Below are 14,636 nucleotides of genomic sequence, written 5' to 3' on the forward strand. Positions count from 1 at the left end.
ACGTTGTCACCAACGGCAGTTGGCATGACAACACGAGGTTCCACTTCCTGTCCAGGGACATGACGACGGCCCCGGTGGGCACGGGCGCACCGGGGCCGTCGTCGGTCACCGTCGGCCACTACGGCACGATCCGGCCCTTGCCCAGCGCGATCACCCCGCCCTTGGAGACCGTGTAGAGATCCGCGTCCCGCTCGGGGTTGACGCCGATCGTCGCACCCGGCGGCACCTCGACGTTCTTGTCGAGAACCGCGCCGCGCACCACCGCGCCCCGCCCTATGTGGACGTTGTCGTGCAGGATCGAGCCCTGGACGACGGCTCCCGGGTCGACCACGACACCCGGCGAGAGCACGGACCGCGTGACCTGCCCCCGGATCAGACTGCCCGCGCTGACGATCGACTCGCTCGCGATGCCTCCGGCGTTGAATCTCGCCGGGGAGAGCTGTCCGGAACTGGTGTAGATGGGCCAGCTGCGGTTGTAGAGGTTGAAGGCGGGGCGTTCGGCGATCAGGTCCATGTGGGCGTCGTAGTAGGCGTCGAGGGTGCCCACGTCGCGCCAGTAGCCCTGGTCGCGGGTGGTCTCGCCGGGCACGTGGTTGTCGCTGAAGTCGTAGAGCTGCGCCTCGCCGCGGTCGGTGAGCATGGGCAGAATCGATCCGCCCATGTCGTGCACCGAGTGCACGTCCTCGGCGTCCCGCTGGAGCGCCTCCACCAGAGCCTTGGTGGTGAAGATGTAGTTGCCCATCGAGGCGAAGACGCACTCGGGGTCGTCGGGCAGGCCCGGCGGGTCGGCGGGCTTCTCCAGGAAGCCCTCCACGGTCTGCCCGTCGGAGCCGGGGCTGATGACCCCGAAGGAGGACGACTCGGCGCGCGGCACCCGTATCCCGGCGACGGTCACACCCGCGCCGCCCTCGATGTGCTGGGCGAGCATCTGCCGGGGGTCCATGCGGTAGACGTGGTCGGCGCCGAACACCGCGATGTAGTCGGGCCGTTCGTCGTGCACGAGGTTGAGGGACTGCAGGATCGCGTCCGCGCTGCCCAGGTACCAGCGCGGGCCGAGCCGCTGCTGGGCCGGGACCGGTGTGACGTAGTTGCCGAGCAGACTCGACATCCGCCAGGTCGTCGTCACATGGCGGTCCAGGGAGTGCGACTTGTACTGCGTCAGGACGCAGATGCGCAGGATGTCGGCGTTGACGAGATTGGAGAGTACGAAGTCCACCAGGCGGTACGTCCCGCCGAAGGTGACCGCGGGTTTCGCGCGGTCCGCGGTGAGGGGCATGAGCCGTTTGCCCTCTCCACCCGCAAGGACGATTCCCAGTACCGAAGGTCCACCGCGCCGCATGCCGCCGCCCCTCTGAGCCCGGTCGAGCCGCGCCCGCTGTGCCGGGCCGGCCCCGTTGCTTGAACTGCACCTGTCCGATGGTTACCCCGGTTTGAGGACTTCCTCGTAAAGCTGGACGGTCCGCCGGGCCACCGCGTCCCATCCGAACTCCCGCACCGCGCGCTCCCGTCCGGCCTCGCCCATCCGCCGGGCGGCCCGGGGGTCGGCGAGCACGGAGTCGAGGGCGAGCGCCAGACCCGCCTCGAAGTTCGCCTCGACCGGCACCAGGACACCCGTCACACCGTCCTCGACCACCTCGGGTATCCCTCCGACCCGCGATGCCACCACAGCCGTTCCACAGGCCATCGCCTCCAGGTTGACGATGCCGAGCGGCTCGTACACCGAGGGGCAGACGAAAACGGCGGCGTGCGTGAGGAGTTGGACGACGTCCGGGCGGGGCAGCATCTGCGGGATCCAGTGCAGGCCCCGGCGTACGGCACTCAGTTCCTGGAAGAGATCACGGAACTCCCGGTCGATCTCGGGGGTGTCGGGGGCGCCCGCGCACAGCACCACCTGCACGGCCGGGTCGAGGTCCCGTACCGCGCGCAGCAGGTGGGGCACGCCCTTCTGACGGGTGATGCGGCCGACGAACAGGACATAGGGGCGGGCGGTGTCGATGCCGATGCGCTCCAGGACGTCCGTGCCGTGGTCCGGCCGGTAGAGGGCGGTGTCGATGCCGTTGTGCACGACACGCACCTTGGCCGGGTCCAGGGCGGGGTAGCAGGTGAGGATGTCCTCGCGCATGGCGCCGGAGACGGCGATGACGGCGTCGGCGGCCTCGACGGCGGTGCGCTCGGCCCAGCTGGACAGGGCGTAGCCGCCACCGAGCTGCTCGGCCTTCCAGGGGCGCAGCGGCTCCAGGGAGTGGGCGGTCATGACGTGCGGGATGCCGTACAGGAGCTTGCCGAAGTGGCCGGCGAGGTTGGCGTACCAGGTGTGTGAGTGGACGAGTTCGCGGCCTTCGAGGGCGGCGGCCATGGCGAGGTCCACGGAGAAGGTGCGCAGCGCGTCGTTGGCGCCGTCGAGCGAGGACCAGGACCGGTGGCGCACGACGCCGCCCGCGGCGCCCTCGCCCCAGCAGTGCACGTCCAGGTCCGTGAGGCTCCGCAACTCCCGGGCGAGGAACTCGACATGGACGCCCGCGCCGCCGTACACGTCCGGCGGGTACTCCCGGGTCAGCAGTCCCACTCGCACGCAGAGCCCCCCGTCGTACCGGATACCGGCTGGTGCCTTTCATGGTCACCCAGAAGGGACGCTTGGGGAAGACCGCGGTGCTCAGCGGCGGCCCGGAGCCCCGCCCGGCGTCCGGCCCGGCGGGCGGTCGAAGCAGCAGTCGCCGCAGAGGCCGCCGCCGGGGAGCCGGTAGTAGAGGCAGCAACTGCGGCGGCGCAGGGTACGGGGGTCCACGGTCGCGGACAGGTCGGGATGCGTGAACAGGTCGGCGGCGAGGGCGCGGGCCCGATCGGCCACGTCCGTACGGCCGTTGGCCTCGGCCCAGCGGTGCAGCTGGCGCCAGGCACCCGCGAGCGCCGAGCCCGCGTTCCCCCACAACAGTCCCTCCGACATGCGGTGTCGGGTGCGCAGAGCTGCCGCCAGCGGGGCGAGGTGGCCGTCCCGTACGACCTCTCCGATCGCCGCCACCGGCAGGGCGCGTACCTCGGACAGCCACAGGTCGTCCGGAGCGCTGCCGTCCGGATCCCACCGCAGCAGCCCCGGGTCGAGGTCCGGCAACTGCCCGTACAGCGCGGCGGCACCGAGCGAGACCGACCACAGACGGGCCGCGAGTCCCTGCTGCGCCACCGAGACCGCGATCCGGGGCTCGGGCGCCCGCAGACTCGCCGCGACCTTCCGGACGCGAAAATTCAGAGGATCCGACCAGACATCTCTGGGATCATCGTCTCGGGGAGACGCGTACGCCTGTGCGAGCGTCGGCAGCGGAGCACGCGGCGGTACGCCGGTGTGTAGTACGAAGAAGCCGCCGAGCGAGCCGAGCGCCGAAAGTTCCGGGTCGAGGTCCACGAACAGCAGTAGTACCAAGCCCCCTAGGGGTTCTCACCGGAGGGTCTCCCTCTCATGTCGCCCACCCAGGGGAGGACATGGGGCGAGTCGTACTCCATCGGCAGTACTACTCATTGCCTGCTCAGGTACGACGACGTGAACGGATGCGCGAGGCATCGTAGTGAGTATGAAGGCCGATCGTTCGCCGCGCCGGGCACAGCGCCCCCGCCGCACGCAGAGGAGGGACTCATGAGCGCGCTCGCGCTGTCCGTCCTGCTCTCGTTCGTCTCCGCCGTCGCGTACGCGGGCGGCGCGATCGTCCAGGAGCAGGTCGCACTGACCTCTCCCGACCAGACGTACGCGCCGTTGCGCCGCCCCGGCTGGTGGGCGGCGGTCGCCCTGAGCGGCGTCGGCGGGGTGCTGCACGTGGTGGCGCTCGCCTACGGCCCGCTGAGCCTGGTGCAGCCGCTGGGCGCGCTGACCATCGTGTTCGCGCTCCCCATGGCGGCCGTCTTCGTCGGCCGCAAGGCCGGGGCGACCGCGTGGCGTGGCGCGATCATGGCCACGGTGGGCCTCGCGGTCCTGCTCGCCCTGGTCGGCTCGGCCGACTCGCAGTCCCTGAGTGACACCCAGATCTCGGTGCTGGCCGTGGTGTCGGGCGGCGCGGTCGCGGCCTTCATGGTGGCGGGCCGCGCCGCGCACCGGCACCCGGCCGTGCGCAGCGTGATGCTCGCGGTGGGGTCCGGCATAGCCTTCAGCATGTCCTCGGTGTTCACCAAGACCGTCGCGGTGGACTGGTCGCACCAGGTCTCGCTCTCCGACCTGCCGAGCCTCGTCCTCATAGGTGTCTTCGCGACGGCCGGCATGCTGCTGTCGCAGGCCTCCTACCGGGGCGGCGGTCTCGCGGCGCCGCTGGCCACGCTGACGGTCGTCAACCCCGTCGTGGCGGCCGCCGTCGGCATCACGATGTTCGGCGAGACCTTCCGCTACGGCGAGACGGGCACCGTGCTCGCGCTGGCCTGCGGAGTCGTCGCGGCGGGCGGTCTGATCCTGCTCACGACCGAGCAGATCGGCAGCGCCCGGAACACCGCGGAGGTCGCCGTGCCCGCCGCCGCGGAGACCGAGTCCGTGCCGGAAGGGGCCACGCCTGACTCCGCGTTGCAGGCGCTGCTGCTCGCGGTGCTGCCCGAGCAGTCCACGGGACCGGACCATGAGCACGAGCCGACCACGGGCCGCGGCCGCGGAGAGGTGTTCGGCGCGGGGCTCGGAGAGCCGTTCGACACCGGGTTCGGAGACAAATTCGACGTGGGGCTCGGAAACGGACTCGGTGCCGGGCTCGGGAATGGACTCGGCGCAGGGCTCGGAGAAGAATTCGACGCCGGACTCGGAAGCGGACTCGGCGCGGGGCTCGGGGAGGCGTGCGACGCCGGACTCGGGAACGGGCTCGGAGACGGGTTCGGCGCCGGGCTCGGAGACGGGTTCGGCGTGGACCGTGGCGAGGACCTCTTCGTACCGGCTCCGGCGATGGTGGGGGCCGCGGAGAGCGCGCCCGACCCGGCCGACTCACCCGAGTCGTCCGAGGAGGACGCGCCGCCCGCGCTGGCCTATTTCGGCCCCCTGTGCGGGCCCTACGTGGTGGCGACGCCTCTGCTGGACCACCACCACCGCACACGCGTCAAATCCTGACGCCGCCCGCCCTCAGGTAGGCGACCGGGTCGACGTCCGTGCCGAAACCGGGCCCCGTCCGCACCTCGAAGTGCAGATGCGGGCCCGTACTGTTGCCCGTGGAACCGGAGCGGCCGATGCGCTGGCCGCCCACCACGCTCTGCCCGTCCTTCACCGAGATCGCCGACAGATGGGCGTACTGGGTGTAGCGGCCGTCGGCGTGCCGGATCACCACCTGGTAGCCGAACGAGCCGCCCCAGCCCGCACTGACGACCTGGCCCGCGGCGACCGCCTTCACGGAGGTGCCGGTGGGCACCGGGAAGTCGACGCCCGTGTGGTAGCCCTTCGACCAGGAGGCACCGGCGGCGCGGTAGGGCGTGCCGGTCGCGGCGTGCACGGGGGCGACGAGCGTGTCGGTCTTCTTGGCTGTGTCCGAGGACGTCTTGTGCGAGGAGGTCTTGTGCGGGGACGTCTGGTGCGTGGACGGCTTGTCGGGGGTCTTCCGCTTCTTCGACGCGGACGAGGGAGCGCTCTCGGTGTGCGCCGGGGTCTGGCCCTTGCCTCGCAGGTTCAGCCGCTGGCCCGGGAGGATCAGGTCCGGGTCGGAGCCGACGGTGCTGCGGTTCGCGTCGTACAACCGCTGCCAACCGCCCTGGACGTGGCGGGATCCCGCGATGCCGGAGAGCGTGTCGCCGTGGACGACGGTGTACATCTCGGCGGTGCCGGCCCGCGACTGGGGTGTGGTCTGCGGCTGGACGTCGCGCACGGAGCGCTTGGTGGTCTGGGGCGAGGTACCGGACCTGGTACCGGTCCGCTCGGCGGCCGGGGTGATGTCGGGGGTGTCCCCGCCCCGGGTGAGACCGGCGCGCACCGAGCAGACCGGCCAGGCACCGGGGCCCTGGCCCTTGAGCACCTTCTCGGCGATGGCGATCTGCTGGCCCTTGGTGGCCTGATCCGCACGTGGGGCGTAGACCTGCCCCCCGTACGCCTCCCAGGTGGACTGGGTGAACTGCAGTCCGCCGTAGTAGCCGTTGCCGGTGTTGATGCTCCAGTTGTCGGTGGACTCGCAGGCGGCGACCTTGTTCCAGGTGTCCACGTCGGCCGCGTGTGCGACGCCGGTGCCGATCAACGGGAGTGCCATTCCGGCGCCGCCCGCCGTGACGGTGAGTGAGGCGCGGTTGATCCTGTTCGGCTGATACCGGCGGTGCCGGCCGCGTACGGCCATGTGGGAGCCCCCTCGACATGCGTCAGGAGCGGCAAAAGTAAGCGCTGCGAACAGGCCATGACAAGAGCGCAATCGGCCGTGCTGTGCGCCCCGGGCGCCGCTCCCTCGCCCGGGGAGGCAGCGGGTCGTTCTTCTGCGTACACGTCTCCGACGCGTCAGGATGGCCGGAGGAGTACCGACGAACAGGCACGACAGGATCACCTGCAGCGGCGATACCGACTCATACCGACCAATACCAGGACCTCTTACCGGATCTCTTAGGAGCCAACCGTATGAGCAACTCAGCCCAGATCGGCGTCACGGGTCTCGCGGTCATGGGGCGCAATCTCGCCCGAAACTTCGCCCGCAACGGCTACACGGTCGCCTTGCACAACAGGACCGCGGCACGGACACACGCGCTGGTGGAGGAATTCGGCCACGAGGGCGACTTCGTGGCGACGGAGACCGCGAAGGAGTTCGTCGAAGCACTGGAGCGCCCGCGGCGTCTGATGATCATGGTGAAGGCCGGTGAGCCGACCGACGCGGTGATCCAGGAGTTCGCCTCGCTCCTTGAGCCCGGCGACATGATCATCGACGGTGGCAACGCGCACTTCGAGGACACCCGGCGCCGGGAGCGCGACCTGCGGGGCCAGGGCATCCACTTCGTCGGCACGGGCGTGTCCGGCGGCGAGGAGGGCGCGCTGAACGGGCCGAGCATCATGCCGGGCGGCTCCAAGGAGTCGTACACGTCGCTCGGTCCGATGCTGGAGAAGATCTCCGCGAAGGCGCCGGACGGCTCTCCCTGTGTGACCCACTGCGGTCCCGACGGCGCCGGGCACTTCGTGAAGATGGTGCACAACGGCATCGAGTACGCCGACATGCAGCTGATCGGCGAGGCCTACCAGCTGCTGCGCGATGTCGCCGGGTACTCCCCCGCGCAGATCGCCGACATCTTCCGCACCTGGAACACCGGCCGGCTCGACTCCTACCTGATCGAGATCACGGCGGAGGTCCTGTCGCACGTGGACGCGGCGACGGGCAAGCCCTTCGTGGACGTGGTCCAGGACCGCGCGGAGCAGAAGGGCACGGGCCGCTGGACCGTGCAGATCGCGCTGGACCTGGGCGTTCCGGTGTCCGGCATCGCGGAGGCGGTCTTCGCCCGCTCGCTGTCCGGGCACGCCGACCTGCGCGCCGCCTCCCGGGAGCTCGCGGGCCCCAAGGCGAAGCCGCTCGGGGAGTCCGAGGCGGGGGCCTTCGCGGACCGGGTGGAGCAGGCGCTGTACGCGTCGAAGATCGTGTCGTACACGCAGGGCTTCCACGAGATCAGTGCGGGCAGCGACCAGTACGACTGGGACATCGACCTCGGTGCCATCTCCGCGATCTGGCGCGGCGGCTGCATCATCCGGGCGGCGTTCCTGGACCGGATCCGCGCCGCGTACGACGCGCGGCCCGATCTGCCGAGCCTGCTGTCCGACGAGACGTTCGCGCAGGAGATCGCGGCGGCGCAGGACGACTGGCGTGAGGTCCTGGTGGCCGCCACCCGCCAGGGCGTGCCCGCACCCGGTTTCTCCGCGGCCCTCGCCTACTACGACGCGCTGCGCGCCGACCGGCTGCCCGCCGCCCTGACGCAGGGGCAGCGGGACTTCTTCGGGGCACACACCTACCGGCGCGTCGACCGGGAGGGTTCGTTCCACACGCTGTGGGGCGGCGACCGGTCGGAGGTCGAGGCGTAGGCGTAGGTAGACGTAGGGGTACCAGGCGTACGGGTACACGGCGTACCGGTGTCCGGCGCCACCGAGGCCGTCGCATCCTGGAACCCGGGACGTGACGGCCTCTGTCGTTCACCCGGTCACTCATTCACCCGTTCACCCGGCTGTTCACGTGAGCGGGGGTCCCGGTTCGGGGTTCGGTACCGGCTCGGGGCCCGGAGGCACCGGGCCCGGGCCGGGCGGCACCGGGCCGGGGCTCGGCGGGGTCGGCTCGGGCCCCGGCGGCTTCGGCACCGGGGTCGGCGGAGGGGTGGGCTTCGGTGGGGGGTGAGGGCCCGGATCCGGGGTCGGGTCGGGGAAGGGGTGGGGCTCCGGGAAGGGCTGCGGGCGATCGGGGCCCGGCCCGGGCGTGGGACCCGGTTGCACCGGATCGGGGTTCGGATGCGTCATCGTGTCCTCCAGCCAGTCGATACGTCGGCCCTGGACTTGTCCCACGCGTACCCGGCCACCGCTCCCCCAGTCACCCCGTCGCGCAGGGCGTACGGACCAGTTGGACCAGACGGACCCGGCCGTCGCACCGGAGGCGCGCCCACCGGGCATCTACCCGTGGCGCACCGCGTCCGCCCCGGCCGCGAGCCCCGGGCGGGGGCTGGAGAGTACCGGGACCGCGGTCGTGGTCAGTTGCTGGGCCGGGGTCATGGACGCCTGGGCGAGGACGATCGCGTCGGCGTCGGTGACCGAGTCGGCGGCCGTCGCCACGCTGCGGACGTACCCGTCGATGTCGCCCGCCTCGAAACGGGCCCAGGCCCCGTCGACCAGCAGCGTACGGACCTGTGCGGAGCGCCCGGCGGCGCGGGCCTCCTCCTCGACGAGGGCGACCGTCGGCTCCAAGGTGCTCTCCGACGTCGCGACGACCACCACACGGGGGCCCGCGGCGACCGCGGCGGCGGCCATCGGACGGTCAACCCGGAGCACGGGTACCCCGGCGCCCGCCTCCTCGGCGACGGCGCCGATGGTCGAGCAGGTGCACAGCACGGCACGCGCCCCGTCGGCCACGGCCCGGTCGAGGGCCGCCCGCACCTCGCCTGCCACCGCGGCCGGGCCCTCACGCCGGGCCCGGGCCAACAGTTCCTCGTCCACCATGTGCCGTAGTTCCAGCCCCTGGTGGTCCTCGTCGCGCAGCTCGTCGAAGACGGGGATGTGCAGGGGCGAGGTGTGCAGCAGGGCGAGCGGACCCGATCGGTTCATCAGAAGCGCCCGGGGTGCGTCTCGAGCCACTCCGTCGCCGCCCCGAGCAGCTCCGGGTCGGCCGCCGGAGCCTCCTCGGGGTGGCGCGCCGCCCACTTCACGACGTACGGGCACAGGGGCGCGACCACGATGCCCTCGCGCGCGGCGATGCCGTACAGCTCACGGGCGAGGGAGCCCGCGATGCCCTTCCCCTCGTGCTCGGGTTCCACGATGGTGTGCACGGGGACGAGGGCGCGCGCGGGGGCCTCGAGGACGAAGTACTCGATGTGGCCGACCACTTCGTCCCCGGCGATCGCCTCGAGGCGGCCACCCGCACGGTCGTCGCGGATCTCTATGTCGCTCATGGGCAACTCCTCGCGTCCTCGGGTCATCTGCTTGCTCAGCCGCTGCCCCGGGCCCGGGGTTCAGACGGTGACCGCCCGCGGGCTGCGCTCCTGGTCCGAGCCCGGCACCGGTTCGGACGGATCGGCACCGAGGGCCACGATCCGGTTGTCGTGGTCCACATGCACGACCCTGGGCCGCAGCGCCCGCGCCTCGGCGTCGGAGACCTGAGCGTAACTGATGATGATCACCAGATCTCCGGGATGCACGAGATGGGCCGCCGCCCCGTTGATCCCGACGACCCCGGAACCGCGCTCGCCCTCGATGACGTACGTCTCCAGGCGGGCACCGTTGGTGATGTCGACGATGTGCACGAGCTCACCCGGCAGCAGATCCGCGGCGTCGAGCAGATCGGCGTCGATCGTGACGGATCCGACGTAGTGCAGGTCGGCCTGGGTGACGGTGGCGCGGTGGATCTTGGACTTGAACATGGTGCGAAGCATGGAGAAACTCCCGATTTGCCTGCTCCCTGCCTGCGCTTTTGCAGGTCAAGGGCTGTTTCCACAGCTTACAACCAGTCGCTTGTTCGGGCAGTTTTCCCCATGTTTTTCAGGACCCACGCTGACCCCACGGCATCGACCGGGCAGGACCGTCGAACGTCTACGTGATCACTCACCAGGAGTGGAACGCAGTCAAGATCGGCATCGGCGCCTGCACCGGCTACACCTCCCGCCTCACTCAGCACGAACGCCAGGGCCGGCAGCTGTGCCGTGACTACCCCACCGGCGGCGCTGCCCAGGACGTCGAACAGGCCGTGCTGGGCCACCCGCGCGCGGCAGGACTGGCCCCCCTTCCTCACCCGCGACATCCAGGGTTGTTCCGATTCCGGACAATCTGTCTGTTCCGAACGGAACAACGCTCGTGTTCCGGCACGGAACGCGCCGCAGGTCAGCCGCCACCCCGGCGGATGCGTGAGCGATGCGCGAGCGCACGGTGCGGCATGAGGCGTCACGAGCGCTGATCAGCCTCGAGACGTGACCTGTGCGTGCCGGTCGCGTACATCGCCTGTGCGAAAGATCATCACGTGTGGCCGCTGGGTCTGGTGTGCTCCGGGGACCGGCATTCTCGGTAGCGTGACCATCTGCTGCATGGAGTGTCCATGTGTCCGGCTGGTCCGTGCGACGGCTTCCGACGGAGAGTGATGAGGCTGCGATGAGTGAACTGACGAAGCCCGAGGTCGACGTTCCGGAGGGTGACGCTCCTACCGAGCTGACCATCCGGGACCTGATCGTCGGGGACGGGGCTGAGGTAAAGCCGGGCATGGTGGTCAGGGTCCACTATGTCGGGGTGAACTTCGAGTCCGGGAAGGAGTTCGATGCCTCCTGGGACCGGGGCCAGCCGTTCAAGTTCGCCCTGGGCAGTGGCAAGGTCATCAAGGGCTGGGACCGGGGGGTGAGGGGGATGAAGGTCGGCGGTCGGCGCGAGATCATCGTTCCCCCGCGTCTCGGCTACGGCAATCAGTCGCCCTCGCCGTTGATCCCGGCGGGCTCGACCCTGGTCTTCGTGGTGGACCTGCTGGACTCGTATTCCAGCACAACCGGGTGGAGCAACGCCCAGCACCCCTGACCGCTCCTCCCCCTACGACGTGCTGCGTCGTCCCCCGGGGTTGGCGCCGCCGTGCTCCTCACTGCTGCTGCTTCCGCCTCCGCAGCGTCCGAACGGTTCCGCTGCGACTCAGTGACCGCCGAAGACCACAAGGCGACCGACTGCCTCAACGGCCTGCCCGGAGCCGCCGCCCGGACGTCTGAACCCGGCGGCCGCGCTCGGCAAACGGGGGAGGCCCCCGGCGGAATCCAGCTCGTCGCACTGCCGATCACAGCGCTGGTCCGAGAAGGCCCCGCCCAACAGCAGCACATTGCGCAAGCCGATACTGCACACGGCGGCGTTCCATCGGCTCTGTGGTACCGCTCCATCACTTCCCGCGCCGAGCAAGGCAGAGGAACCTCGCGGAACTCCCCCGCCTTGCGATGCTTCAACTTCCATCAACAACGTCGTGTCGGACCACGTTTGCAGGGTGCATGAGCAGATCCACTCCAACACGCACCGGCCGGCGGACGAAGGTTCAGAGGGTGGCGCCTGGGTCATCGGCGGCGGCGCGGGGCGGACAGTGCAGCGGTGAAGTCGCCCAGGGCCGCGAGGTTGTGGGCGCTGATGACGGCGTCGCAGTAGGGCAGTGCCGCAGCCATGCCGGCCACGAGCGGACGGTAGCGCGGGCTCGCCGTGCGCGGGTTGACCCATACGACGCGGTAGGCGACCCGGGACAGCCGTGCCATCTGGGTGGCGAGGTCGGCGGGCGCTCCGGTGTCCCAGCCGTCGGAGATGATGGCGACCACGGCGCCGTGCGCCATGCCGCGCCGGCCGAACCGCTCGTTGAACTCCGCAAGGCACTCCGCTATCCGGGTGCCCCCGGACCAGTCCGGGGCCGCCCGGCCCGCCCGTGCCAGGGCGTCGTGCGGCCCGGCCCGCCGGAGGACGGGTGTGAGGCGTGTGAGGCGGGTGGCGAAGGTGAAGACCTCGGCGTGGGTGGCGCGGGCGGCACAGTAGAGCAGTTGGAGCATCGCGCGGGCGTAGGGCTCCATCGATCCGGAGATGTCACAGAGCACGATGAGGTCGCGGGGGCGGGCGCGAGGCACGAAGCGGCGTAGCCGCAGCGGGTAGCCGCCGGTGCGCCGGCTGACGGAGAGGGTGCGGCGCACGTCGATGCGCGCACCGTGGTGCGCGGTGCGGCGCCGGCGGGACGGCCGGGTCGGGGTGCGAAGCACCATGGTGCGCATCACTTCGGAGAGCCGCGCCAGTTCCTCGGGGGACAGCTCCGCGAAGTCGCGGCCGGCGAGACGGTCGAGCGGACTGGCCGCGAGGGGTACGGGAGCCTCCCGCGGCTGTACGTCGGCCTCCCGGCCACGTCCGTTCCCGGTGGCCTTCCGAGTGCCGGGGACGCAGCCGGGAACGGTGTCCCTGAGCGATCGCGCCGGGTCGCCGGGTCGCCCGCGTGGTGCTTCGCGGTCGAACGGGCCGCCGAAGACCTCGCGGAAGACCGCGTCGAACGGTTCGATCTGCTCGGGGTCGGACACCAGGGTGGCGAGCGCGCAGTGCCGCAGCTCGCGCGTCGTCGACGGCGCCAGCAGGGTGAGCGCCCGAGCGAAGCTCCGGGTACGGTCGGGGCCCACCGCGATCCCCGCGCCATGCAGGGCGGCGGTGAACGAGGCGGCCAGTTCCGGCAGGTCAGGCATCGGACCCGGCCTCGGCGTCGACCAGTTCCGCCAATCCGGCCCGGCGCACGGCCTGTAGGTCCTCGGCGTACTTGAGGACCGCCCCCAGGGTGCGGTCGGCGGCGTCGGCGTCGAGAACGGAGAGCCCCAGCGCGTGCAGCGCGCCGGCCCAGTCGATCGCCTCGGCGATGCCGGGCGGCTTGGTGAGCTCCTGCCGGGCACGCAGGCGCGCCACCCCGCGCGCCACATGCGTGGCCAGCCACTGGGCCGACTCCGGTAGCCGTCTGCGGATGATCGCGGCGACGCGTGCGGTGTCCGGGTAGTCGATCCAGTGGTAGAGGCAGCGGCGTTTGAGGGCGTCGTGCAGATCCCGGGTGCGGTTGGAGGTCAGCACGGCCACCGGCGGCACCACAGCCGTCCGGGTACCGAGCTCGGGGATGGTGACCGCGGCATCGGCGAGCAGTTCCAGCAGGAACGCCTCGAACTCGTCGTCGGCGCGATCCACCTCGTCGATGAGCAACACCGCCGGGCGCGGCCCCGGATGGCATATCGCGGCGAGCAGCGGCCGTGGCAGCAGATAGTCCTCGGTGAACAGGTCGGCGTCCCGCAGGGGCTCCCCGCGGGACTCGGCCAGCCGGATGGCCAGTAGTTGCCGTGGATAGTTCCACTCGTAGAGGGCCTCGGCCGAGGACAGTCCCTCATAGCACTGCAGCCGGATCAGCTGGGTGTCGAGCACGGCGGCGAGCGCGCGGGCCGCCTCGGTCTTGCCGACGCCGGGCTCGCCCTCCAGCAGGATCGGCTGCCGCATCCGCACGGCCAGCAGCAGCGCCGTGGCCAGGGCGTCGTCGGCCAGGTAGCCGACGGCGTCCAGACGCGAGCGCAGGGCGGCGACATCGGGTACGAGTGCGTCGAGGTCAGGCATGCGCGTACCGGGAGGGGTCGTCGGCGAAGGCGTGCTGGCACCCCGGCCCGCAGAAGTACACACTGCCGGCGGCCCGGTCGAGTGAGAGGGTGGCGGGCGTGATCGCCACGGTCATGCCGCACACGGGATCCACGTTCTCGGTTACGGCCTGCGGCGCGGCGGATCCGGCTGCGGGGCGTGCGGCTCGGGCCACCCGCGGCCGCAGTGCGATGATCTCGGCGTACACCGACAGCGCGATCTCCGCCGGGGTCCGCGCGCCGATGTCCAGGCCTGCCGGGGTGTGGAGGTGCGTGCGCTGTTCCTCGCCGAGATCCAACCCGGCGAGTACCGCCGCGCCACGCTTCGGGCTGGCCACCAGCCCGATGTACGGGACCCCGGCACGTACGGCCTCGGTCAGCACGGTCTCCTCGTCGCGGCCGTGCATGGCGATGACGACGACGTCCAGATCGGGCGGCAGCGGCTCCCCGGGCGAGGCCGGCCGGGCGTCGAGGCCGAGCACACGACCGACGTCGAGCAGGGCGCGGGCGATGGGGGCGTGACCGTAGACGTAGGCCAACGCCGGGGGGAGGTTGGCCTCCAGGAAGATGTCGAGCGTGCCGCCCGACAGGCACGGGTTGGCCACCGTGACCAGACCTTCGACAGGATCCCGCGCGCCTTCGGTGCCGGTGTCCGCGACCGGCGTGATCCTCAGCAGCAGCGACTCTCCGGTCTCCAGCACCCGCAGGCCCTGCAGTTGCACCGTCGTCTCGGCGCATGTGCCGCCCACGAAGCCCTCGACGGTGCCGTCGGGCAGCACCAGCGCGCTGTCCCCGGGCCTGGCGCTCGTGGGCCGTTCCGTGTGGACGACGGTGGCCAGGACGAACGGGGTACGGCCGTGCCGGAGCACGTCCGCGCGGTTCAGCAGTTCGGTGTTCGTCATCGC

General features: G+C 71.2%; 13 protein-coding genes. 3 read left to right on the plus strand and 10 right to left on the minus strand.

Features of this window, described 5'->3' with window-relative positions; genetic code table 11:
- Positions 1–118 precede the first annotated feature (118 nt).
- From glgC to ACZ7M3_RS11945, 3 genes are all read right to left on the minus strand, one after another.
- The gene (glgC, locus tag ACZ7M3_RS11935) at positions 119–1,339 is read right to left on the minus strand and encodes a glucose-1-phosphate adenylyltransferase (protein ID WP_054234963.1); all 1,221 of its coding nucleotides are present in this window, start codon (positions 1,337–1,339) and stop codon (positions 119–121) included.
- An 81-nt stretch (positions 1,340–1,420) separates the two neighbouring features.
- Complete coding sequence (gene glgA / locus ACZ7M3_RS11940; RefSeq protein ID WP_472062709.1) at positions 1,421–2,572, minus strand: glycogen synthase; 1,152 nt, start codon at positions 2,570–2,572, stop codon at positions 1,421–1,423.
- Positions 2,573–2,653: 81 nt separating this feature from the next.
- On the minus strand, positions 2,654–3,397 hold the full coding sequence (locus ACZ7M3_RS11945) for a (2Fe-2S)-binding protein (protein ID WP_450423817.1): 744 nt from the start codon (positions 3,395–3,397) through the stop codon (positions 2,654–2,656).
- Positions 3,398–3,625: 228 nt separating this feature from the next.
- On the opposite strand from ACZ7M3_RS11945, the gene ACZ7M3_RS11950 reads away from it, so the two are divergent.
- Positions 3,626–5,062, plus strand: coding sequence for a DMT family transporter (locus tag ACZ7M3_RS11950; protein ID WP_472062711.1), 1,437 nt, complete (start codon positions 3,626–3,628; stop codon positions 5,060–5,062).
- On the opposite strand, the gene ACZ7M3_RS11955 is transcribed toward ACZ7M3_RS11950, so the two are convergent.
- The gene (locus tag ACZ7M3_RS11955) at positions 5,052–6,266 is read right to left on the minus strand and encodes a transglycosylase family protein (RefSeq protein ID WP_472062713.1); all 1,215 of its coding nucleotides are present in this window, start codon (positions 6,264–6,266) and stop codon (positions 5,052–5,054) included. The two genes, ACZ7M3_RS11950 and ACZ7M3_RS11955, sit on opposite strands and share 11 nt — an antisense overlap.
- Before the next feature lie 272 nt (positions 6,267–6,538).
- Between ACZ7M3_RS11955 and gndA the strand changes: the two genes are divergently transcribed.
- Positions 6,539–7,978, plus strand: coding sequence for an NADP-dependent phosphogluconate dehydrogenase (gndA, locus tag ACZ7M3_RS11960; RefSeq protein ID WP_472062715.1), 1,440 nt, complete (start codon positions 6,539–6,541; stop codon positions 7,976–7,978).
- Between the two features lie 576 nt (positions 7,979–8,554).
- On the opposite strand, the gene ACZ7M3_RS11965 is transcribed toward gndA, so the two are convergent.
- The 3 genes from ACZ7M3_RS11965 to panD are packed head-to-tail and all read right to left on the minus strand — an operon-like array spanning position 8,555 to position 10,026.
- Entirely contained in the window at positions 8,555–9,202 is a 648-nt protein-coding gene (locus tag ACZ7M3_RS11965; protein WP_472062717.1) for an aspartate/glutamate racemase family protein, read from the minus strand.
- Complete coding sequence (locus ACZ7M3_RS11970; protein WP_323138775.1) at positions 9,202–9,546, minus strand: GNAT family N-acetyltransferase; 345 nt, start codon at positions 9,544–9,546, stop codon at positions 9,202–9,204. The genes ACZ7M3_RS11965 and ACZ7M3_RS11970 overlap by 1 nt, the downstream gene beginning before the upstream one ends.
- A 60-nt stretch (positions 9,547–9,606) precedes the next feature.
- Positions 9,607–10,026: an aspartate 1-decarboxylase gene (panD, locus tag ACZ7M3_RS11975; protein ID WP_472062719.1), complete on the minus strand. Its 420-nt coding sequence runs from the start codon at positions 10,024–10,026 to the stop codon at positions 9,607–9,609.
- A 709-nt stretch (positions 10,027–10,735) separates the two neighbouring features.
- Here panD and ACZ7M3_RS11980 point away from each other — a divergent pair.
- The gene (locus ACZ7M3_RS11980) at positions 10,736–11,149 is read left to right on the plus strand and encodes an FKBP-type peptidyl-prolyl cis-trans isomerase (RefSeq protein ID WP_472062721.1); all 414 of its coding nucleotides are present in this window, start codon (positions 10,736–10,738) and stop codon (positions 11,147–11,149) included.
- Between the two features lie 515 nt (positions 11,150–11,664).
- Here the strand turns inward: ACZ7M3_RS11980 and ACZ7M3_RS11985 are convergent.
- From ACZ7M3_RS11985 to ACZ7M3_RS11995, 3 genes are read right to left on the minus strand one after another with little or no spacing between them, the layout of a single operon-like run.
- The gene (locus tag ACZ7M3_RS11985; RefSeq protein WP_472062723.1) at positions 11,665–12,813 is read right to left on the minus strand and encodes a vWA domain-containing protein; all 1,149 of its coding nucleotides are present in this window, start codon (positions 12,811–12,813) and stop codon (positions 11,665–11,667) included.
- On the minus strand, positions 12,806–13,714 hold the full coding sequence (locus ACZ7M3_RS11990) for an AAA family ATPase (RefSeq protein WP_351305385.1): 909 nt from the start codon (positions 13,712–13,714) through the stop codon (positions 12,806–12,808). Before ACZ7M3_RS11990 ends, ACZ7M3_RS11985 begins: the two co-directional genes overlap by 8 nt.
- Positions 13,707–14,633, minus strand: a complete 927-nt coding sequence (locus tag ACZ7M3_RS11995) for an XdhC family protein (RefSeq protein WP_472062725.1) — start codon at positions 14,631–14,633, stop codon at positions 13,707–13,709. The genes ACZ7M3_RS11990 and ACZ7M3_RS11995 overlap by 8 nt, the downstream gene beginning before the upstream one ends.
- Positions 14,634–14,636: the final 3 nt, after the last annotated feature.

The sequence above is a fragment of the Streptomyces sp. NPDC111656 genome, from assembly GCF_055656965.1.